Origin of the sequence: Bdellovibrio bacteriovorus (assembly GCF_025558485.1) — a bacterium.
GTDB classification, from domain to species: domain Bacteria; phylum Bdellovibrionota; class Bdellovibrionia; order Bdellovibrionales; family Bdellovibrionaceae; genus Bdellovibrio; species Bdellovibrio bacteriovorus_G.
Genome location: NZ_CP102930.1, coordinates 809,109 through 830,796, shown reverse-complemented (window position 1 = coordinate 830,796; position 21,688 = coordinate 809,109). Strand labels below are relative to the sequence as shown.

Annotated in this window: 23 protein-coding genes and 1 tRNA gene; 12 read left to right on the top strand and 12 right to left on the bottom strand. The window is 47.9% G+C overall.

Going from position 1 to position 21,688, the window contains the following annotated elements:
* Nucleotides 1-71: 71 nt before the first annotated feature.
* Entirely contained in the window at nt 72-683 is a 612-nt protein-coding gene (locus EZJ49_RS04220) for a 16S rRNA (guanine(527)-N(7))-methyltransferase RsmG (protein ID WP_262554632.1), read from the bottom strand.
* A gap of 103 nt (nt 684-786) precedes the next feature.
* Between EZJ49_RS04220 and EZJ49_RS04215 the strand changes: the two genes are divergently transcribed.
* The 7 genes from EZJ49_RS04215 to EZJ49_RS04185 all read left to right on the top strand — a co-directional run bounded on the left by EZJ49_RS04215 (nt 787) and on the right by EZJ49_RS04185 (nt 7,600).
* Nucleotides 787-1,575, top strand: a complete 789-nt coding sequence (locus tag EZJ49_RS04215; protein WP_262554630.1) for an App1 family protein — start codon at nt 787-789, stop codon at nt 1,573-1,575.
* A gap of 99 nt (nt 1,576-1,674) precedes the next feature.
* The gene (locus EZJ49_RS04210) at nt 1,675-2,427 is read left to right on the top strand and encodes a transglycosylase SLT domain-containing protein (RefSeq protein WP_262554628.1); all 753 of its coding nucleotides are present in this window, start codon (nt 1,675-1,677) and stop codon (nt 2,425-2,427) included.
* Between the two features lie 67 nt (nt 2,428-2,494).
* Complete coding sequence (tpx, locus tag EZJ49_RS04205) at nt 2,495-2,992, top strand: thiol peroxidase (protein ID WP_262554627.1); 498 nt, start codon at nt 2,495-2,497, stop codon at nt 2,990-2,992.
* A gap of 12 nt (nt 2,993-3,004) precedes the next feature.
* The gene (locus tag EZJ49_RS04200; protein WP_262554625.1) at nt 3,005-4,183 is read left to right on the top strand and encodes a DEAD/DEAH box helicase; all 1,179 of its coding nucleotides are present in this window, start codon (nt 3,005-3,007) and stop codon (nt 4,181-4,183) included.
* A 3-nt stretch (nt 4,184-4,186) separates the two neighbouring features.
* On the top strand, nt 4,187-4,534 hold the full coding sequence (locus EZJ49_RS04195; RefSeq protein ID WP_262554623.1) for an ArsC/Spx/MgsR family protein: 348 nt from the start codon (nt 4,187-4,189) through the stop codon (nt 4,532-4,534).
* Between the two features lie 3 nt (nt 4,535-4,537).
* A complete protein-coding gene (locus EZJ49_RS04190; protein ID WP_262554621.1) occupies nt 4,538-6,265 on the top strand; it encodes a DEAD/DEAH box helicase in 1,728 nt (575 codons plus the stop codon).
* Between the two features lie 24 nt (nt 6,266-6,289).
* Nucleotides 6,290-7,600, top strand: coding sequence for a sensor histidine kinase (locus tag EZJ49_RS04185; protein WP_262554619.1), 1,311 nt, complete (start codon nt 6,290-6,292; stop codon nt 7,598-7,600).
* Between the two features lie 3 nt (nt 7,601-7,603).
* Here EZJ49_RS04185 and EZJ49_RS04180 read toward each other — a convergent pair whose 3' ends face one another.
* A complete protein-coding gene (locus EZJ49_RS04180) occupies nt 7,604-8,242 on the bottom strand; it encodes a hypothetical protein (RefSeq protein ID WP_262554617.1) in 639 nt (212 codons plus the stop codon).
* An 89-nt stretch (nt 8,243-8,331) separates the two neighbouring features.
* Between EZJ49_RS04180 and EZJ49_RS04175 the strand changes: the two genes are divergently transcribed.
* From EZJ49_RS04175 to trhA, 3 genes are all read left to right on the top strand, one after another.
* A complete protein-coding gene (locus EZJ49_RS04175; protein ID WP_262554615.1) occupies nt 8,332-8,724 on the top strand; it encodes a DoxX family protein in 393 nt (130 codons plus the stop codon).
* A gap of 159 nt (nt 8,725-8,883) precedes the next feature.
* Nucleotides 8,884-10,122 (top strand): DEAD/DEAH box helicase, encoded by a 1,239-nt coding sequence (locus EZJ49_RS04170; RefSeq protein WP_262554614.1) that lies wholly within the window; start codon nt 8,884-8,886, stop codon nt 10,120-10,122.
* A gap of 12 nt (nt 10,123-10,134) precedes the next feature.
* A complete protein-coding gene (gene trhA, locus EZJ49_RS04165) occupies nt 10,135-10,788 on the top strand; it encodes a PAQR family membrane homeostasis protein TrhA (RefSeq protein ID WP_262554612.1) in 654 nt (217 codons plus the stop codon).
* Here the strand turns inward: trhA and EZJ49_RS04160 are convergent.
* From EZJ49_RS04160 to EZJ49_RS04150, 3 genes are all read right to left on the bottom strand, one after another.
* Nucleotides 10,785-11,438, bottom strand: a complete 654-nt coding sequence (locus EZJ49_RS04160; protein WP_262554611.1) for a substrate-binding periplasmic protein — start codon at nt 11,436-11,438, stop codon at nt 10,785-10,787. The two genes, trhA and EZJ49_RS04160, sit on opposite strands and share 4 nt — an antisense overlap.
* 137 nt (nt 11,439-11,575) lie before the next feature.
* On the bottom strand, nt 11,576-12,832 hold the full coding sequence (locus tag EZJ49_RS04155; protein WP_410468756.1) for an MFS transporter: 1,257 nt from the start codon (nt 12,830-12,832) through the stop codon (nt 11,576-11,578).
* Between the two features lie 72 nt (nt 12,833-12,904).
* The gene (locus tag EZJ49_RS04150; protein WP_262554608.1) at nt 12,905-13,255 is read right to left on the bottom strand and encodes a GFA family protein; all 351 of its coding nucleotides are present in this window, start codon (nt 13,253-13,255) and stop codon (nt 12,905-12,907) included.
* A gap of 193 nt (nt 13,256-13,448) precedes the next feature.
* On the opposite strand from EZJ49_RS04150, the gene EZJ49_RS04145 reads away from it, so the two are divergent.
* Nucleotides 13,449-13,799: a VOC family protein gene (locus EZJ49_RS04145; RefSeq protein ID WP_262554606.1), complete on the top strand. Its 351-nt coding sequence runs from the start codon at nt 13,449-13,451 to the stop codon at nt 13,797-13,799.
* 67 nt (nt 13,800-13,866) lie between these two features.
* On the opposite strand, the gene EZJ49_RS04140 is transcribed toward EZJ49_RS04145, so the two are convergent.
* Nucleotides 13,867-14,391, bottom strand: coding sequence for a hypothetical protein (locus EZJ49_RS04140; RefSeq protein WP_262554605.1), 525 nt, complete (start codon nt 14,389-14,391; stop codon nt 13,867-13,869).
* A 103-nt stretch (nt 14,392-14,494) separates the two neighbouring features.
* Between EZJ49_RS04140 and EZJ49_RS04135 the strand changes: the two genes are divergently transcribed.
* Complete coding sequence (locus EZJ49_RS04135) at nt 14,495-15,127, top strand: helix-turn-helix transcriptional regulator (protein ID WP_262554604.1); 633 nt, start codon at nt 14,495-14,497, stop codon at nt 15,125-15,127.
* 272 nt (nt 15,128-15,399) lie between these two features.
* Here the strand turns inward: EZJ49_RS04135 and EZJ49_RS04130 are convergent.
* The 6 genes from EZJ49_RS04130 to EZJ49_RS04105 all read right to left on the bottom strand — a co-directional run bounded on the left by EZJ49_RS04130 (nt 15,400) and on the right by EZJ49_RS04105 (nt 21,642).
* Nucleotides 15,400-15,490 (bottom strand) — tRNA-Ser (locus tag EZJ49_RS04130).
* 77 nt (nt 15,491-15,567) lie between these two features.
* Complete coding sequence (locus tag EZJ49_RS04125) at nt 15,568-16,068, bottom strand: hypothetical protein (RefSeq protein WP_262554602.1); 501 nt, start codon at nt 16,066-16,068, stop codon at nt 15,568-15,570.
* Entirely contained in the window at nt 16,065-17,174 is a 1,110-nt protein-coding gene (locus EZJ49_RS04120; RefSeq protein WP_262554601.1) for a 3-oxoacyl-[acyl-carrier-protein] synthase III C-terminal domain-containing protein, read from the bottom strand. Before EZJ49_RS04120 ends, EZJ49_RS04125 begins: the two co-directional genes overlap by 4 nt.
* A 44-nt stretch (nt 17,175-17,218) precedes the next feature.
* Nucleotides 17,219-18,493: an NAD(P)/FAD-dependent oxidoreductase gene (locus EZJ49_RS04115; protein ID WP_262554599.1), complete on the bottom strand. Its 1,275-nt coding sequence runs from the start codon at nt 18,491-18,493 to the stop codon at nt 17,219-17,221.
* A 165-nt stretch (nt 18,494-18,658) separates the two neighbouring features.
* Nucleotides 18,659-20,002, bottom strand: coding sequence for an AmpG family muropeptide MFS transporter (locus tag EZJ49_RS04110; protein ID WP_262554598.1), 1,344 nt, complete (start codon nt 20,000-20,002; stop codon nt 18,659-18,661).
* Entirely contained in the window at nt 19,999-21,642 is a 1,644-nt protein-coding gene (locus EZJ49_RS04105) for a hypothetical protein (RefSeq protein ID WP_262554596.1), read from the bottom strand. Before EZJ49_RS04105 ends, EZJ49_RS04110 begins: the two co-directional genes overlap by 4 nt.
* Nucleotides 21,643-21,688: the final 46 nt, after the last annotated feature.

Sequence of the window (21,688 nt, the reverse complement as noted above, 5' to 3'; positions counted from 1 at the left end):
AAAGATGATTTTAAGAAGAAGCCTCAGAGTGACAAATTAAATTGCAATACTTTGTCGATACGCAAGGAAATCTAAATAAGAACCAAGTGACGCTCGACTTCCAGCACAGGGGAAGCCAGAGGTTCAATGATGACTTTAAGGTCTTTGAATTTTTTGCGAGCCAGACCGACTTCCTCGTCGATCTTTTCCTTGCGTGCTTTAAGCAGGAAGTATTTACCGCCTTTTTTATAGTAATCGCGACTGAATTCCAGAATAACATCCACGGGTTTAAAAGCCCGGGAGGTAACGACTTCGACCTTTTCCAGTTTCGGCGGGATTTCACCATGAATACGTAGGTTAGGGGCAATAGCCACACAACGCTTCAGGAAATCCTGCTTCAATTTGCTTTTTTCAAACAGGTGATATTCCACATCCGGGAACTGAATGGCATAGATGACGCCGGGAAGTCCACCGCCAGAACCGAAATCAGCCGCTACTTTAACGTCTTTCGGGAAGCTTTTAATAGGCAACAGACAGTCAATGACGTGATTGTCGATAAGCTCTTCGTAAGTCATCTTACGGCTGATCAGATTCAGCTCTTCATTGGAGCTCCAAAGCAGGTCCAGATAGGCCTTCAGCTTCGGCAGGGCGGCTTCGTTAAAACCCAGTTGTAAAAATACGGGAATGCGTTTTTCAAAATACATATCTTGTTTTAAAGAGTTCCGGACAAAAAGGGAAGGTCTTTCAGAGGCCGACCTAAGGCGGAGTGCGGTTGCCAAGTGCGGGGGACTAAGCCAATATTTGTGTATGAGAAAATCGGTACTTTTTTACTCTCTGTTGATCATTTGGTTTGTTTTGGCTTCCTCTGTTTCCAGGGCTCAGGATCAGAAGAAGGTGGTCCTGGTCAGCGGCTTCGACGATGTTCTTCGTCAGGCGCACAATACCAATATTATTTCCGCGGGTTTGAAGCTGATGGACAAGGATCTGTCCTATGCGGGCATGCCGGAACTGTATCGCCGGATACTTGCCAGCAGTGGCACCGGGCAGTTCTATGTCATCACGGCCATGACCAACTGGCTGGAGTCCCGCGTGGACAAATTTATGAAGGACTATCAGTATCCGCCGCGCTCGGTTTATATGCGTGACTGGGTGACGGAATGGTCCATCACAAAATTTAAAATGCACCATCTGGAGGAAATCCTTAAAGTAAATCCCGACAGCCAGTTGGTGGTGGTACTGGATAATTCCACCGCCAGTGTTGAACTGGCGGAGCTGCTAAAGGCCCTGCACCCGGCAAGAGTGGCAGAGATTTATCTGCGCCAAACTGTGGAAGGTAAATCTTCGCCCCACGCAAAGACCTTTGTGACAGCTTTTGATATTGCGTTTCGGGAATTTGTCAGTGGCCGGCTGGGCGAAGACGACCTGGTGGCCGTGGGAAAATCCATTCTGGCGGATAAGACCATGGAAAGCTGGATTCCGGCTTACGCATACTGCCCAAAGAACTATGACCCTTGTGCCGGATTTTCTCTGGGCGCGCGTGGCGTCTGTGAAGAAATCAAAACCAAGGTCTCTGAATACTGTCAAAAGCGTAAATAATCATTCTGTATTTACGGGAATTTAGCCCAGTTATTTCGCTATAATTTCGACACTTTTTTCAACAGTAAAGATTGGTACCGTTGTGCCGATCTGTTACTTATGAAAAACGCCACAAACAGATTATTTTTTATTGTCGCCGTTTTGTTCGTTGTTCAAATCCTGGCAGGTTGTAAAACTTCAGAAACCTCCCAAACTCCGGGATCTTCTGATAACTCGTCTTCGGCGGTGGAACCCACACCGACGCCAAATCCTGAACCCGCACCGGAACCAAGCCCGGTGCCGCCGCCTACAACAGAAGAGGCTTTGCGTGAAGTCACCCCTTTATGGGAAGGCAAAGTTAGTGGTGCTCAGGAATGGACAACCCATGTGGACCGTGAGCTGGATCGCCTGGGGCAGAATCTTTTGGATGTGATCCCTGCTGACCGCAGTCTATTCTGTCCGAAGTATCAGACCCTGTCCTATGCACAGAGAAAGCAGTACTGGGCCTTCATGCTATCGGCTATGGTGCGTTTTGAAAGTAATTTTAAAACAGAAACTTCCTATACTGAAGACTTCAACGACAGCAATGGCAACCGGGTTGTCAGTCGCGGTTTATTGCAGATTTCCATTGAAAGCGGCAATGCCTATGGATGTGGTTTCAAATCGACAAAGGATTTGCACGACCCGAAGCAGAATCTTAGCTGTGGTATTCGTATTCTGGATCGTTGGCTGGGACGTGATGGCCGCATCGCAGGCAAAGTGGATGGGGCATGGCGCGGAGGGGCGAGATATTGGTCGGTGCTGCGCGCAGGAGATAAGACCAGCTATAAGTCAATCCTGAGCTGGAGTCAGAATCTATCCTTCTGCAAGTAGTTTGATCTTGTATTGAACGGTGCTATGCTGGGGCTCGTTTCTATTCTTAGAATAAAAAGGAGAACTCATGGCATCTATAACTCTGCAAGGCAATCCAGTAAAAACATCCGGCTTTCTTCCTGAAAAAGGTACAGTCGCAAAGGACTTCTCATTGGTGCGTAATGATTTGTCCGAAGTGAATCTGGCAACTTACGCTGGTAAAAAGAAAGTTCTTAATATTTTCCCAAGTGTTGACACGGGCACCTGTGCGGCTTCTGTAAGACGTTTCAATCAGGAAGCGGCAAAGCTGGATAACACCGTTGTTTTGAATATCTCTGCGGACCTTCCTTTTGCACAAGCCCGTTTCTGCGGCGCTGAAGGTATTAAAAACTGTGAAACGATTTCCTCTTTCCGCAGTGACTTTGGTAAGGACTGGGGTGTGCAGATCGCGGATTCTCCTTTGGCGGGATTGCTTTCCCGTGCGGTGGTGACTTTGTCCGCTGATAATAAAGTTTTGCATGTGGAACAAGTGGCAGAGATCGTGGATGAGCCTAACTACGAAGCGGCTTTGGCATCTTTGCGCTAGTTCTGTTCTGGTATGAAGCTGCACACATCTTCGCACAAGGTTAAGAATTTTCAGGAAATGAATCTGGCGCCGGCTTTAATGACGGCGTTGCAGAAAATGAAAATCTCCAAACCGACTCCGGTACAAAGTCAGGCAATTCCCACGGGGCTGGAAGGTTCGGATCTTATCGCCATTGCCCAGACGGGCAGCGGTAAAACTTTGGCCTTTGCCCTGTCGTTGCTGACAACCCTGCATAAGAAACCGCAGGCGCGTGCTTTGATTTTGGTACCCAGTCGGGAGATGGCGCAGCAGATTTATAAGGTCTTTTTGGAATTATGTGCGGAAATGCCAGTGTCAGTGTGTCTGGCAATTGGAGGCAGCACGGGTTCCAAGCAGGCCAATCAACTTAAAAAGAATCCCCGTTTGATTATTGCGACTCCGGGTCGCATGAATGATCATCTTTCCACAAACAAGCTTCTGCTTCAGAATGTGGAAGTCATTGTTCTGGACGAAGCTGACCGTATGCTGGATATGGGCTTTGCTCCTCAGCTAAAGACGATTCAGAACACTTTGCGTGGACAGCGTCAGACGATGATGTTTTCGGCAAGCTTTGGTTCCAATGTTGAATCCATGGCAAAACTTTTCATGCGTCATGATGTCACAATGATTCGTTCTGAAAAAGCTGAAGCTCCGGTATCCAGCCTAAAGCAAAAAGTGTTGTTCCTGGATCGCACCATGAAAAATGATCGCCTGTTGGATGAACTCAATGCCGCCCGTGGGGGCGTGATAGTCTTTACGGGGAATCAGGATTCCTGTGAGGCCGTCGGGAACTATCTTCAAGAGTACGGCTTTTCCGCAGATTTGATCCATGGTGGTTTGTCACAAGGACAAAGAAACCGCGTGGTGCGGGCTTTCCGGGAAGGGGAGCTGCGAATTGTTGTGGCCACGGACCTGTTGGCGCGTGGTTTAGACGTGCCACATGTGGACCATGTGGTGAACTTTGATCTGCCCTTTCAGCCCGAAGACTTCTTGCACCGTATCGGGCGCACGGCTCGTGCAGGTCGTGCCGGTCAGGCCATTACTTTTGTAACCCCTTCAGACACAAGGATGTATGCGCGCATCAAGGGATACCTGCCAGGTGCGGAAGAAATTAAGGTGGACCCGCGCTTTAGTTTCATTGATCGCACGAAGAAACATCAAAAAAGGAAATAAGCGATGAGCTCCTGGATCATTTATCACAATCCCAAATGCAGTAAAAGCCGTGAGGCTCTGGTTCTTTTGCAGGCTCAAGCCATTGATGCCAAAGTTATCGAATATCTGAAAGAACCCCTGTCAGAATCTGAATTGCTGGAACTGCAAATAAAATTAGGGACCGAGGCCTCTGCTCTGGTTCGCACGAAGGAAGATGACTATCAGGCAGCGCCTTTTGATGTTACTTCGGTGGATCTTGTCGCGAAGAAGCTTGCGGCAAATCCCAGATTGATGGAGCGTCCGGTGGTGGTTAAGGGGGCTGTCGCTGTGATTGGTCGCCCGGTTGAAAATTTAAATAAATTATTAAGTTAATACATGTATCAACTTCGCCCTTACCAGCAGGAAGCTGTTCAAGCGACGCTCAAGCACTTTCGTGGAAGTAAAGATCCGGCGGTGGTGGTTTTGCCGACTGGGGCGGGTAAAAGTCTGGTCATTGCAGAATTGGCAAGGCTGGCGCGTGGACGTGTTCTGGTCATGGCTCACGTCAAAGAATTGATCGAACAGAACCACGCCAAGTATTTGAGTTTCGGCCTTGAAGCGGGAATTTATTCCGCCGGATTAAATCGTAAGGAATTTGAACAAAAAGTTATTTTTGGCAGTATCCAATCCATTGCCCGGGCGCCCGAGGATTTTTTCAGTAATTTTTCACTGGTGGTGATTGATGAATGCCATCGCGTTTCAGTTGAAGGGGACACCCAATACAATCAGGTGATTTCCAAGCTGCGTGAACTGAACCCCGATATTTGTATTCTGGGTTTGACGGCGACGCCTTATCGGCTGGGACTGGGCTGGATTTATGAATTTAATGCCGCCAAAAAGCTCAGACACAGCTCGACCGAAAGATTCTTTAAAAAGTGTATCTATGAACTATCCATTCGCTACATGATTAAAAACAAGTATCTGACACCGCCGGTGAAAATTGACTCTCCGGTGGCTTGTTATGATTTTTCCAGCTTGAAGCTTCAGGGAACGCGCTATGTTCATGCCCAGGTGGAACAGATTCTAAAGGATCAAAAACGCATCACACCGTTGATTATCAAGAACATTGTGGACATGTCTGTGGACCGCAAGGGTGTAATGATCTTTACCAGTTCTGTCAGTCATGCTGTTGAAATTATGAAGTGTCTGCCTCCGTATATTTCAGCGTTGGTTGTGGGGGATACCCCCAGTGAAGAGCGTGACGAAGTGATTGAAGCCTTTAAAGCAAGGCAGTTGAAGTTTTTGGTCAATGTTTCAGTTCTGACAACGGGCTTTGATGCACCTCATGTGGATGTTATCGCCATTCTGCGACCGACCGAATCAGTAAGTCTATATCAACAGATCGTTGGGCGCGGACTGCGTTTAAGCGATGGAAAGACAGACTGCCTGGTTTTGGATTATACCGGACAGGATCACGATTTGTTTTCTCCGGAAGTGGGAAACAGCAAACCTGTGAAAGAATCTGTCCCGGTCGAGGTTCCGTGCCCGCAGTGCGGGACCACCAATGCCTTCTGGGGGATTGTTGATCCTGATGGGGAGCTTGTGGAGCACTTTGGACGTCGCTGCCAAGGGGCCTTTGAAGACCCCACCACAAAAGAAATTCAAGACTGTGGTTTCCGTTTTCGCTTTAAAAGATGTGATAAGTGCGGGGAGGAAAACGATATTTCTGCCCGGGCTTGCAGTTCTTGCAGTCACTTGCTGATAGACAATGATAAAAAGCTAAAAGAGGCGATGTCCTTAAAAGATGCCCATGTCATGCGGGTTGAAACCATGACCTTTGAAAAAGGTTGGGACAAAAAAGGAAATGAACGTCTGGAGATAAAATACTACGATGTGGACGCACAGCCGTTGACTGAATACTTCTATCTAAATAGTCCCGAGGACTGTCAGGCTTTTTATTTCAACTTTATTCGTATGCACAACCGCGTGCCGGAAAAAAAGATCTTCGTCCGCAATGCCGATGAAGTTCTAAAGATACAGGGTCGCTTTAGGGTTCCTCTGTTTGTGGTGGCGCGTAAGCAAAAATACTTCTGGAGTATTCGCGAGAAAATCTTCAACGACTAGCGGGCCCTGTGTTATAAACAAACAATGGGCAGTAAGTTTGGTGCGTATTGGAGATTCCTGGTTAATAGGGGCATATCTGCAAAAGATACACCCAGTCGCAAAACAGCGATTCGCGCCTCTAATGTGGTCTTTCTGACTGCTGTCCCCGCATATCTTTCCTATGACATTATTTATCTGCTGACAGGCGACTACGTCATGATGTCAGTGAATGTCTTCTTCCTGCTTTGCTGCATCCTACTTTTGTTGGTTGTTGGAAATCCGAAATGGAATGCCTTGACCCGCGTGGTTTTTTTAATCCAGGGAAATCTGGCGATCTTTGCGATTTCTTATGTGACGGGCAGAAGCTCCGGGGCGGAGTTCTTTTATTTCATGCTGATCTGTGTGACTTTCATTATGTTCGATAAAGAGGAAGAGGATCGGTATGCCACACCCTTTGTGGTCTATACGATCACTTTGTTCCTGATCGGGCAGTATCTTCTACCTGAAGCCCGTTTAAGTTTGCCTTCCATCGAGGCGGTCGGTACGGCCAACTATCGCAAGCTGTCTTTTTTAATTTCGGCCATTATGATTTTTTTCATCATCCGCTATTTGCGCACAATTTATACTTTGGCGCAGGCAGATTTGGAAAAAGAGGCAGGACAAATTATTCACAATGAACGGATGGTGGCCTTGGGGCAGATGGCCAGCAGTGTGGCCCATGAAATAAACAACCCTCTTTCCGTCATCAAGGGCTTAAGCGAAGTCACGTTGGAAGGGTTGGGTGACGATGCTTTGGATCGGTCAACCATGACGGATTATCTGACTCGTGTTGTTTCCATGTCGGAAAGAATCAATAAGATCGTGCGGGCCTTAAGTGTTTATTCACGAAAAAACGAAGTTGATCCTTTTGTGCCGGTGCCGGTTGAAAAGATTGTCAGTGATGCGTGCGTGTTGTTTGAAGATCAGTATTCCTCCAAAAACATCCAGTTCTTTTTGGAAATGCCCCGTAAGAAGTTAGAGATTCTTTGCCGGGAGGTGCAAATCCTGCAAGTGCTGGTAAATCTGCTGCAAAATGCCAAAGACGCGGTTGAGGACGACAAATCCCCGTGGATTCGTTTAAAAGTGCAGTCTGTTGAAGATATGGTCGAATTCAGTGTTTCCGACAGCGGCCGCCTTAAAGATATTCCAAGTATTGCGAAGATCTTTGAGCCTTTCTATACCACCAAGGAAGTTGGTAAAGGCACAGGGCTGGGGTTAAGCATCAGTCAAGGAATTGTGCTGGCCCACGGTGGAGAAATCTATTTGGATACCCGGTCTGAAAATACCCGGTTTGTCTTTACGGTGCCTCAGGCCTGAGGTTTAGTGGAAGTAAGGTGCAAACTTTTTATAAGTGATGGCAACAAGGAAAGTGGCTAACACCAGCCACAGAAATCCTTTCCAGGTCCCGTTTAAGTCGGCCGGACTTAGCTCCATGTGGAAAACAGTAGCGGTAAAAAGATAGATCCAAAGACCTAATTGCCAGCTCATTCCCGGAAGCAGGGACCAGCTTGGGTTTTTTAAAAACACCTGACCACCGGGAACCAGATAAAGGGCCCCGGCCAGCAAGAGCGGCCCGACAATTAGGGGGGCGATTCCGATAAAAAGATCGCCTATCAGAATCCAGATCTGCGGAATAAAAAGAAGATTGGGAACCTGACGAGGGCGGCTGACCACATGGCCGTGACTGCCATTACGGGCGTTGGGGTCAAAAAGATTAAAACCCACAATTTCATGCAAAAACGCCAACGCCGCCAGCATATGACTGATTTCATGAATCATGATTCCCGGGGCAAACAGCCACAGAAAGGTTCGTTCACCCAGTTTGTTGGCAATCCAGTTGCGAAGTGCGTAGGACACCCAATGCAGGAGGAAGCCGACAACAAAGGCTGCAAAGGAAAATAACAAAAGTTTTTGAACAGCCTTAAAGCCAAAAGTCAGAATAAGATGGGTGTCAGTCATGAAGTTTCACCTGGGATCTATATTCCCACAGCCCGCAATTGTCAGACAAGGCCTGAAGATGTAGCATGGGAACAGAAAAGGAGAATTGAATGAAATCCAAACTGACTTTGGCAGCACGTATTTTGTTGGGTCTGGTGTTCTTTGCGGCAGGACTGACGGGACTTTTGAATTTGGTCCCACCTCCAACGGATTTACCTGAACGTCTGATGACATTTAATACAGGGCTTGCGGCATCTGGTTACTTCTTCCCGCTTTTGAAAGGGACTGAAACAGTTTGTGGTCTGCTTTTGCTAAGTGGTTTCTTTGTTCCGCTGGCTTTGGTGGTTTTGGCTCCGATTGTTTTGAATATTGTGCTGGTTCATGGATTCCTGGCTCCAAGTGGTCTGCCGTTGGCTATCGTTATCGGTTTACTGACGGTGTATTTGGCGTTCTTTGCTGATCCTTATTCTCATGTCGTAAAAGGCCTGTTCCGTCGTAAGTAAGCTGCGGGTTCGATTTTAATGGTTTTTAGCAGGCAGGAAGTGATGATAACGTGTAGTAATCACAGGCTTTCTGCCTTTTTTTCTTTAGGGTTTCACCCCTGTCGCCTTCTGTGGTAAATGCATTCATCCATTTGACCTGTATCCACAGCGAGGTTTGCGTTGAAGTTTGAAAAATTCCACCTGTCCGAAGATCTTTTGCGCAATCTGCATGACAACGGATTCTTCCGTACCACCGACATTCAGTTCAAGGCTATTCCGTCCATCTTAAAGGGCGAGGATGTTTTGGCCATCGCACAAACAGGAACAGGTAAAACGGCCGCTTTCGCCATTCCTATTATCGACAGTATTCACGCCAGCAAAAGCAGCAAGCGTTCATTGGGTATCCGTTGTCTGGTGATGGTCCCAACGCGGGAACTGGCGCAGCAGATTGGTGAGGTCTTCAATCGTCTGTCCAAACACACCAAAGCAAAACCTTTTGCCCTGTTCGGCGGAGTGGAGCAGGATGCTCAGATCAAGAAGCTTCAGGATGGCATTGATATTCTGATCACAACGCCGGGTCGCATGTTTGATTTAATCAGTCAGGGCTTTGTGGATATCAGCCATATTGAAACTCTGGTTTTGGACGAGGCTGACCACATGCTGGACCTGGGATTCATTGAGGACATTGAATCCATCAAACGTAAATTAACCCGCCGTCATCAGACATTATTCTTTTCTGCGACGATCAACCCTGAAATCAAAAAGCTGGCGTTTTCACAGGTGCGCAGCAGTGCAATTCGTATCCAGATTTCCCCGGAAGATCCTGTTTCCAAAAACGTGTCCCACTATGTAATGTTTGTGGAAATGGACGATAAGCGCTTCTTCCTGGCAGAGTACGTTCACCAGAATCCGGACGGGAAGTTTATTATTTTCGTGCGCACTCGTGTGCGTGCAGAGCGCGTGGCTAAGGCTTTGGAACGTGCGGACATCAAGTCTTTGACGTTACACGGGGAAAAAGATCAGACTGATCGTGCAGAGGTGATGAAAGCCTTCCGTAGCGGAGATTGTAAAATTATGATCGCGACGGATCTCAGTGCCCGCGGAATTGATATTCCGGATGTGACTCATGTCATTAATTATGACCTTCCGGAAAAACCAGAAAACTATGTTCACCGCATCGGTCGTACAGGTCGTGGCTTCAACAAAGGGATTGCGGTTTCTTTCTGTAGTCAGGATGAAAAAGAGCTGTTGGCGGAAATTGAAGGACTTCTGACCAAGAAAGTCGAAGTGATCAATGTCAGCAAGAATGACTACAAGGCTGTGATTTCCGCACCGTTGGAAGATGACATTGATCGCAGTCTGGCAGCCATGTTAGCCAGCGAAGACGAATATAAGAAATCCAAGAAGCGCAAGAAGTAAAAGGGGGACCCTTTGAACACCAGTCCAGCACTAGTGAAACCATTTTTGCGAGGTCACTTCCATCAAGGGGCTTTTTATTTTGCCTTGGGTGCCTGCACGATGCTGATTGCTGGCTGCAAGACGTCTTTGGAATTTGTTGCCATGATTATCTATTCCATCGGCCTTGTGACCTTGTTCGGAGTCAGCTCCCTTTATCATCGTATTAACTGGAAAGAGAATTCCCGTTTGTGGATGAAGAGAATGGACCATGCCGCGATCTTTATTATGATTGCGGCGACGGGAACTCCGGTGGGACTGCTGGCGCTTAAAGACAACGGTCAAAATTTTCTGATTGTGATCTGGGTGGCCGCTTTTCTGGGAGTAATTCAGTCCCTGTTTTGGGTGAAAGCCCCGAAATGGCTGTCAGCGGTTCTGTATGTGGCAATGGGCTGGCTGGCTTCTCCATATATTTCTGAAATCAAGGCGGCTGTGGGCTTCCCGGTTCTGCTTCTGATCCTGACCGGTGGACTTGTTTATACTTTGGGTGCGGTTATTTATGCTGTTAAAAAACCAAATCCATGGCCAAAGATTTTTGGCTATCATGAGATCTTTCATATTCTGACAATTGTAGCCGCGGCCCTTCACTTTATTGCGATTGTGATGTTGCAAAAAACAGGCGTTTTTTAATAAGACTTTAAGATTTTTTCCAGTGTGCCGTTCTTTTTAATCGTGTCGATAGCCCTGTTCAGCTGGGATAAAGAAATTCCAGATTTTTTGGAAAGGGCACACTTCGTGATCACAGAATCCTGGCCAAAATCCGAGAACTGCAAGGCCGGGAAAGATTTCTTAAAATAATTGTATTCCAAATTTGACATCAGGACGTAGTTCACACGTCCTTTCAGTAATTTTTGAACATTGCTGCCAATATTGGGGCCGTCTTCACGCTGGATCAGGTTTTTTTGAAATTCCTCTTCCAGTCCGCCATAGATAAAGTTCAGAACTGTGCCGATGCGTTCACCGTGGAGCTCTTTCTTATTTCGCGGAGACCTGCTTTTTAGATAGGTCACGAAATTTGTGCTGGTATAAAGATCGTGGCTCCAAAAAACCTGAGCTTTAATTTTAGACTGCCAGATTTCACTGGAGTGACAAATCAAGCTGATTCGTCCGGAAAGCAAAGCCGGGGCAATACGCTGCTTGGGCAGTAAGAGAGTGTTTAAGGGAATTCCCAGTTCTTTGGAAAGGGCTTCGCCGAGGTCTTTTAAAATGCCATCTTTCAAAGAAGCCGAAGTTTCGCTTCTTTGAATATCCACCAAGGGCATGGCGTAGTCGGAATTCACGCCATAAACTTCAGTGTTAGACCTTTCGGAATGGGCGTGCAGGGAGTTGAACTGGAGAAGCAGTAATAAAATGAAGGCCCGAAATTTCATTGTCACAGCATAGAGGAGCAGTGCTTAAAGTAGAACTAATAAAATCATCAATTCGTGCTGAGACCCTGTTGTTCCGCAGTCGTGGGACTTTCCTGACTTAGTCTGCGCAGGCTGGGGGACAGGAAGCCCAGTAGAGTGATGAATCCGGCCAGGCCTCCAAGAACGATAAAGAGCCAGCGAACGCCGATAAGTTCCCCGAGTGGGGAGGTGATGGCTAAGCCCACAGGAGCGGCAAATCCCGCAAAGGTTCCCAGTAAGGCTAAGGCGCGGCCCTGAAGCTGATTGGGAATTGTTGTTTGGATTAAAGCAGTCAGAGGGCCATTGCCTAAAATATACAGCAAACTGCTGAAGGACCACCAGAACGCAGCAAGCAGGAACATGTTGCTGGCGGCCAGTGCTGTCAGTGAAAGCGTAAAACATGAAAGGGCAAAGCCCCAAAGAATCCACAGGACTTTTCGTTTGGGATTGAAAATGGTGATCAGGGCTCCACCGATGATCATTCCGGCACCGCCAAGACCTTCAATGAAAGCCACCTCCGGGGCGCCTCCGCCAAAATGTTCTTTTACCAGCAGCGGAACCAGTGTCATAGAGGGCATAATCACCAAAGTGACAGCCGCTAACAGGGCATAAAGGATTCGCAGGCCTGGATTCTTCCATACGACCAGGCAGCCTGCGCGGAACTCATTCCAGACACTGCTGCGTTCCTCCACTTTTACGGAAGGTTGGGGAATATGATACAAAAACAGCGGCAGAATTCCCAGCAGGGCGGTGGTGACATCAATGGAAAGCGCATAGCCGATGGGCATAAAGCTCATGGCCAAGGCCCCCAGTGGTGCGGCGGCGATCAGCATAATACCGTTCAGGGTTTGATTCAGTCCGGCTGCGCGGGAGATAAAGCTTGCAGGGACCAGCATCGCCGTACTGGCGTTTGCGGCAGGTTGTTGAAAGGCCTGCATCGCGCTGCGGATGAACATCATTGTATAGACGTGCCAAAGTTCAATCTGATGTGTCGCAAACAGAGTAATAAGCACCAGCATACAAAGAGCACTGATGACATCGGCAGCAATCATCAGCAAACGACGACTGTAGCGATCCGCAAAGGTGCCTCCGACAGGGCCCAGCAAAGCCTGTGGTAGCAGGGCAAACAGTCCTGCCAGAGCCAGGGCTGAAACACTATTAGTCGTGTCAGTGATCCACCACAGTAAAACGAACTGAGTTAATGCAGAACCAATCAGAGAAAGCGCCTGCCCGGTAAAGATAGACCAATAGCGAAGTTTCCATGGGGAATCCTCGCCAATTGTCATCGCAGAATAAATATCAGATTTTTCAGAGATGGTTGTTGAATCCATCGTTTCCTAACCGGCCCTTTTGCTTTTTTAGAAAGATCTTCCGTCGCATTCCTGCACTGTCAGGGCTTTAAGGTCAATGCCTTCCAGACAGCGAACATTGATGGCCTTCATTTTTGTACCATCTGGTGTTTCTCCGGTGGCAAAAGAGGTGACGCCACAGGTGGAACAGAAGGTGTGGTGGATCTTTTTCTTGCCGAACTGATAGTCTGTCAAAGAGTCAGCGCCGGATAGCAATGTGAACTGAGTTTCAGGAACAAATGCCAGAAGAGTGCCTTTTCTTTGGCACATGGAACAGTTGCAGCTGATAACTTCGTTAAAAGCCCCTGTGGCTTCAAATTTAACTTTACCGCAATGACAGCTTCCTTGGTGTTTTTGCATGAAGATCTCCTTGAAAGAAACCATCGTAGAATACTTTAAACAACGGAGCTATTTCTAAATATTTACCACGCGCGCTAACCAAGGTCTTGGTGAGAAGGGCACTTGGGCGGTGGACGGTTCTGCATTCGTCTTTTATTTGACCTGTCGTGAAAGACTGCCGCTATACTGAAGGAAACTTCAGGTGGTGCACAGCATGAAAGTTAAAAGAATAGTCGCCAATATTGAAACCAAAAAGATTTCCGCAGCCAAGCGCTTTTATGAAAAAGCTCTGGGGCTGGAGATCCTGATGGACCATGGTTGGATTGCGACCTATGGAAATTCATCCAGGATGACAGTGCAGGTCAGTTTTGCCTCGCAAGGCGGCTCGAAAACACCGGTGCCGGATCTGTCCATTGAGGTGGATGATGTGGACGAGGCTTTGCGCCGTATGAAAAAGGGGCGTTTTAAGATCGAGTATCCCCTGACGGAAGAACCCTGGGGAGTGCGCAGATTCTTTGTGCGCGATCCGCTGGGGAGGCTGGTGAATATTCTGGAGCATCTTTAAGATTTAAAAGATGAAAGTCCCCGTGCAAGGCAGGGACTTTTTCGTAGTAGAGACATCAAATTTTTTTTTAGATCTTTTCTTTGATCTTTGGGAACAGGACAAACGATAAACCAAACACGATATGAGCAGCCCAGTCCCAGAACATCGGAACTTGCTGATTCCAGAAATCGACGCCATGAAGTGTCGTCATCAGGAATGGAATCAATACATAAGGTCCTGACATGGCAATTACACCAAGTATCAGTCCGGCGATAAGGGATTTTTTGGTGGTTTCGATGGAAAACTTCGTTGCGGCAATCCCAAAAAGAACACCCCACAGCAGTGAAGGTCCCAGTTGATGCAGGATAAGACCAGCAAGAATAGCACCGATGTGCAGTCCTTCAAGGGCGGCTTGGCCAAAGACCATTGAACCAATCACTTGCACCGGGTATAGAGGACTTTTTCCCAGAAAAATAGCGAAGACCAGCATGACGACGACAGCCATGATAAGTCCCGCGATTTGTCCTGTTATAATGGCTGAAATAAGAGTTTTCCTGGATACGACTGTTTCATTTTGAATTTTATGAACCGAACCTGCGGTTGATGATTGCATGATTGATCTCCTTGATAGGGGTGGGCTTTCTTTTTCTTATTTTCGCTGGCATAATATAAATGGTAAATACTGTTTAAATTGTTTAAATAGACAAAGGCTGGATATGAGAACTTTGCATTCAAATCAGCAGCTTATTCTGAAGTATCTGTTGGGCTATAAAGACGGAGCCACGCTGGATGAAATCGCTGACCATGTCGGGATTACTAAAACGGCGGTGAAAGAGCATATCTTGAAACTGGAAAGCTACGGTTATCTGACGTTCACTGATACGCGGGGAGCGGTGGGGCGCCCACGCCGACGGTACCAATTAACCAATGATGGGCACGATGTCTTTCCGAAGCAGTACTCATGGCTTTCCAATGTACTGCTGGAACTTCTGGCCGAGGATCTGGAGCGTGACGGTATTGCCAGGCTGATGAAGAGTCTTGGTGAGAAAGTGGCTTTGTCCATGGAAGGAAAATTCAAAGACCTTACCCCCAAAGAGTTGGTCGTTAAAATCAATGAGGTGATGAACGATCTTGGCTATCAAACTGCCATCAAGCAAAGCGATATCAGAAAAGGCGTGGTATTGGAAGCCACCAACTGTGTGTACCATGCGATCGCCCAGAAGCATCCCGAACTTTGTGGTTTTGACATCCATTTTTTAAGAAAGGCCTCTGGCATGTCGGTGAAGCTTGAAAGCTGCATCGCACGTGGGGGTTCCATCTGCCGCTTCTGTCTGACCAAAGAGCGGTGAGCGCGAACTGTTTCAAAAATCAAAGGACCATCAAGGTGGTTTATTTCAAAATGTGAAAGACATGCCTATGCCAGAGCTAAGGTTGCACTCCGCAAGGGATGGTTTACGGGAGAGATACAAATAGCGTGGAGTGGACATCCCAAGAGCGTGGCCGTATCGATAAAGGCGGGCAGACGGAATGTGTTTCCAATTATACTCTTGAAAGCCTGATCTTGGATCTTGCAAATTAGATTCTGAGTGGGTGCGGCGAGAATGGATAGGAAAATTGAAAATGGCGGAGAGAGAGAGATTCGAACTCTCGGTAGGCTTGTGACCTACACACGCGTTCCAGGCGTGCGCCTTCAACCACTCGGCCACCTCTCCGCAAACAGGAACGTAAAGAGAAGCCAAGATAGCATAGCGCATTGCATCAAGGCAAGGGCTTCTGATGAAAAAAGACCTCACTCACTGAAGTATTCGTACAATTCTTCCTGTCGAACCCGGGCATAGTGGGCTTTCTGTTTGGCTTTGCGGGCTTGGGCCTCCACAAAATTCCAATAAACGATCTGATAGACGAAAAATACGAAAACTCCTCCGGCCACGGCTAGGAAAAGGGGGCGGTTGTCTTCCCATTCGGCCATGCCGGTGAAAAGAACCAACGGATGCATGATGAACAAAACTGCATGCAACCACATTTCTTCGGCTGAACAGTACTTGCGGTGAATCCATTCGTCTTTGGTGACTAGAATGCAGGACCCTATGGCCATCACATAATAAACCACTTCAGTGGTGGGGGTGCGGTCCACAAATGTCAAAAACAGCAAACAGGCAATCACCGACAGTGTGTCGATGGGGTGCCCAATACGTTCCCAGCGCGGCAGTCCTCGGCGGCGGTGGAAAACAAACTCGTCAAATAATATGGCAGCACCTTGAACGACAGAGGCAATCAAAAACGCACTCATAGTTTCTCCATCAAACTTCCGCACACAGTGAGGCCCGGACCGAATGCATAGCTTATAATCGGAGTTCCCGATGGTACGGAATCATCACGCAGAATCTGTTCCCACAGGTGAGGCAGTGTCGCAGACGACATGTTCCCGCGCTGGCGCAGTAACTGACGACTGTGGCTGACCTGGGGTTCGGTGAGTTCCAGATGTTTCAAAGTCTGGTCGATGATTTTCGGTCCCCCGGGGTGCACGGCGAACAAGCCGTTTTTCATAATGGAGGCAACATCATAACCGCGCTCGCTTAACCAGCGATAAGTGAAATCACGGATCTTATCGCCCACCATCATGGGGACATCCTTGGACAGGGTCATCTTCATACCCCAGTCAGAAACCATCCATTCCATCGCGCCGGTGGTATTGGGCAGAAGCTCTTCGTACAAAGATAAAACCTTAAATCCAGACTTCGGTTGATCGTGTGACATGGAATAGGCAATGCAGCCATCAGCGAAAAGACTTTGAATCACCATTTGTTCCAGCGTGGGATCTTCGGGATTTAAGTGCAGGCTGCACAGTTCGGTGTGCACCAGATCGACCGTCTTCTTTTTACCCAGAATACTTTCATTCGCCAGAAAACCTGAGGCCATTCGCAAGGCCGGGAAAGCGCCGTAACAACCCATGTGATAAGAATGTGTCACTGTTACGGGTGTTGCAGACTTTACCGCTGTCATCTGCGCAGCGCTGGGGGAGATATAGCCTGTGCAACTGACGTGAATCAGATCATCCGGAAAGGCGCGCTCTGAATAAATGCGATCAAAAAGTTCTGTGACGATTTTGTGATAGTACTCATGCCGCCGATGCATGCTTACGCCGTGAGAACTTTCTTTCACCGGATAGATGGGCTTGTCCTCCCATCGGGATTTTTCGACATCCGGTATGAAAAAGTACCTTTTTTCGATCTGCGTTTCCGGGCAGCCCACGCGCTGAAGCATCTTCAGGTATTCTTCCTGAGAAAACCCCTGTTTCTTCTGCGCCAGCTTGTGTGCTTCGGAAAGCCATTCAAGGCATTCGTGTTGATTTTTTTGATAAGGCGGCTGTATGGAGTGAAAGTTTTCTAAGTACATGCCTTGAGGCTAGAGATCGCCCCAAGGCTTGAACAGATCCAGTGTTACGAAACAGGCGGCTTGGGTTTTGATCTCCATTCTTTATCGACGATCAAACGCGCGCCACGTTTGAAGGTGAAATAAGCATAAGCCCACTGCCAGATTACGAAGATTTTATTCTTAAAGCCAATAAGATAGTAAACGTGGATAAAGAGCCATAATAACCACGCAAAAAAACCACTGAATTTCAGGTTATGAATTTGCGCGATGGCTTTTCGGCGGCCGATCGTTGCCATCTGTCCCTTGTCGAGATACTTGAACTCGGTCCGCGACTTTCCGGCAATTTCATTCAGAATGACATTCGCTGCATGCACGCCTTGTTGCATGGCTACGGACGCAAGGCCAGGCAAGGATTTGCCGTCCTCTGTGAGGAAACACGCCTGATCGCCCAGAACAAAAACTTCCGGGTGATCTTTCAGGCTTAAATCTTTTTCGATGATCACGCGACCGGCACGATCCAGTGGCACGTTTAAAGTTTTGTTGATGCTTGAAGGTTGAACTCCGGCGGCCCACAAAATAGTGGAGGCCTTGATCACCTCATCGCCCAGAACGACGGAATCCGCACGCACATCAGTGACACGGGTGTTTGTCCAAATTTGCACGCCCAAGTCTTCCAGATCACGAGCCGCTTTGCGGGACAGATCGGAATGGAAAGCGGCCAGAATGCGCGGACCTGCTTCAATCAGAATGACACGCGTACGAGAGGGGTCAATATGACGGAAATCCTGGGTCAACGTATGACGACTGATTTCAGCAATGGTCCCGGCCAGTTCAACTCCTGTGGGGCCAGCGCCGACGATCACGAAGCTGAGTTGCTGCTTTTGTCGTTCAGGATCAGTTTCTTTTTCGGCAAGTTCAAAGGCCATTAAAACACGACGACGAATTTCTGTGGCTTGTTCCAGTGTTTTTAAACCCGGTGCATTTTCTTCCCACTCAGGGTGAGCAAAATAGCTGTGTTTGGCTCCGCAAGCCAGAATCAGATAGTCGTAGTTGATATCGCGACCGGGAACATGGATTTTTTTATTCTGCAAATCCACCGATTCAAGATTATCTAAAAACACCGAGATGTTCTGATATTTGGAAAGAATGCCGCGAATAGGGCCGGAGATTTCCGCAGGTGAAAGTCCGGCGGTTGCCACTTGATAGAGTAAAGGCTGAAACAGATGATAGTTGCGTCGGTCAATCAATGTCACAGAGACATCTTTGTTGTTGCCGAGCGCACGCGCTGCCTTAAGACCTGCAAAACCACCACCGACGATGACGACTTTTTTAGTTGGCATATATACCTCTGAGCCCACCTTAGCACCTTCCTTCACAGAGAGAAATAGAAAGACCTTTATCTATCTGCGAAATAAACTGGGCTTTGAAGTATTGCCGTCCCATAGTGTTGTCGGAAAAACAACACTGTGGTGATTTGGAATCTATGTCTTTGTCGTTTGACTTGCTTATTGGGACTTTGAAGTCTTGGGCAGCTTGGTGTTACTTCGGACCAGCAGAATACAAAGCAGCAGAGCCGGAACTCCGATCAGCGCCGTTCCCAGGAAGAAGATCGCATAAGATTCCATCAAGGCATGTGTTTCGGAAAGTTTTTGCACGACGAGCCCAGAGAATCCCTTAAGGACTTTTCCTAACAGAGCATAGAAAGAACTTAGCAGAGCATACTGGGTGGCTGTATATCCCAGAGTAGTCAGGCTGGACATGTAGCCAACCAAGGCCGTTCCGGCAAAGCCTGTGGCAAAGTTATCCACGATCATGGCGCCTGTGAATACTTCCGTGCTGGGACCTACCATTGCAAGAACAGAGAAACCTATATTGGATGCCGGACCAATCACTGCACCAATTAAAAGTGTCGAGATAAATCCAAAGCGGACGGCCGTCAGGCCCGCCGCAGCCACACCCACCACTGAGGCAATCAAACCGATGGAGCCGCGAACCGCACCCACGGTTTCTTTGGTCAGTCCCAGATCTGCATAGAATGGATTTGCCATCGGTCCCATGACGAAATCAGAAAGACGATACAGGCAGACCGCTGCCAAAATAAGCAAGGCCCGGCGACCGTGCTGTTTGAAGAAGGAAATAAAAGGGCCAGCCACGGCATCAAATAAACCCCGGCCAGTCCATAGCGGTGCCACATCAGCAACAGCAGGACCGCGTTTGGGTTCTGTAGCGAACAGTGTTGCCACAATACCGACTGCCATCAGAGCACCCATTGCAGAATAAGAAATCGCCCAGCCGATAGATCCTGCTAAGATCAGAATCAAAGCGTCGGTGACCAGCAGGGAAGCGCGATACCCTAACTGATAGGACGACGACAAAAGCGCCATGTCTTCGCTGGCATCAGAAACCTCGATCCTCCACGCATCCACGACGATGTCCTGAGTGGCAGAGGCAAAAGCAGCCACAGCCGCCAGCAAAGTAAAGAGCATCAGCCCGCCTTCAGGTTTCACATAAGACATACCCAGTAAGCACAGTCCCACAAGAACTTGTGAAATGATCATCCAGCCACGACGTCGCCCCAGCCAGGCACCGACCAGCGGAGCATCCATTTTATCAATCAGCGGAGCCCACAGGAACTTTAAGGAGTAGGCCAGGCCCACCCAGGAAAGAAAACCAATAGTGGCTAAGGCAATACCACTTTCGCGCAGCCAGTATCCCAAGGTGTTTCCGACCAACATGAAAGGAAGTCCTGAAGAAAAGCCCAGAGCCAGCATGATGGAAACTTTAGGGCGGGCCAAAGAGCGGATGGTATCCATCCAGCTCAGACGTCGTGATTTTTTAACAGTTGTCATTTCTGCGCTGTCTTTCCAAGTTGCTTTCTCATCTTCCAAAGAAGGTGGCTGATATAAGGGCGGCGGGTTTCACCCGTCGTCACCATCAAAAGTTTCGTGATCTTCAAGTTCACGGCATCCGTGTACAGAAGAATTAACATTTCATAGATGAAGTTCGTGTTCAGTGTCACGTGATTGTCGGTGCCGACGCCCAGCTGAACACCTTTTTTTTCCCACCAGGAAAACGGGTGGTCTTTGTAATCTTCAAATTTCCCGGTCAGCTTGTTGTTTGAAGATGGCAGAGACACCAGGGTGACACCTTTTTGGATCATACGATTTAGAACATCGTGCTGGTAGTGTTCCACCTCACGTGCTGTGTGGAATTTCGCTTTCACAAACAGAATGTCCTCTTCTGTTGTCAGCTTGGTTCCCTTTAGAAGCTTTTCCAGAACATGACGGTTAAAGCCCCAGTCCAGTTCATTCAGTTCGCGGAACAAAGGATCTTTTTCCGTAATGGCCTGTCCCTGCTGGTTCTTGGCCAGAATGTCCTGATAGATGCGGTGGAAGTATTTGTTGGGGTTAATTCCCAAACTGATTCCGTGTTCCAGTGTATCGATATGCCAGATGTTCATGGCATTATCGACGGCCTGAATACCTTTTTTCAGAGTGTGCCAGGTTTCACCGTGATGCGAGCGGATTTTGAATCCGCGATACTGCAGCTTGCGGAATCCGGATTGCATTTCGTTGAAATGCTCCTTGCGGTAAAGTTCACGCTCGTCACCGACGGTATCGGCATCGCGCAAGTGGCGTTCCAGGAATGGATATTTGTCTATCATGTCCACGATCTCATTGATCTGGGCCATGAAATGTTCCTGACGGGTTTCAAATTTTTCAGAATCAAAGTGATTGGCTTCTTTTCTGAAGGACGGTGACAGGATGAAGTCAAAATTCGGATGCTTTTCCTGGAAAGCTCTAAAGCCGTCATACAGGCCCAGTACCACGTCTTCTGAAGTCACATTGTCGATACCGGGAATTTGTTCAGAGGAACTTGCTGTGGAACGCGACAGGGAAAACTTCAAACGCACACGACCGACATTGAATTTATAATAAAGCTCTTCGGCCATGGAATAGGCGGCTTCTTTGTGAACCTCGCGATTGATAAAAATCAATTTCGGAAGATACAGGATTTTCAGATAGCGGGAAAAGCCTTCGTTTTCCTGCAGGCGGATCAGGCGGTCCACATCCTCCACCGAGCGAATCGGCAGGGCCTTGTCGCCATAAACTTCAGCGATTTTTTGTTCATAGATGGCTTTGTCGGGGCCTTCCAAAAGTTTTTTCAGGCGGGGATAAATAAATTCCGCAGTGATCGCGCCCGTCAGGTGAATATGTTCCTCGTGATATTTCAGCGGGAAATTTTTGAAAAACTCAAACAGGGCCGCAGACAGCGGATGTTTCAGTAAAGAGGAGATTGTGACCTGATTGATCTGGAAGCTGTTTAACAACTCACGAAACTCAACAACCAGTTGATAGGCTTCGACGTTTTCATTTTTTAGTTTCGATGAAATCAGCAGGTCAATGGTGTCGGAAAGAGAGATTCCGTTGGTTTCGCTGATGATAGTGGTAAGAGCTGAAGTCAGCTTGTTGTGAACATCCTTATTCACGGGAATCCTCCTGACAAAACGCGGACTTAAGATCGTTTAAGTCCTA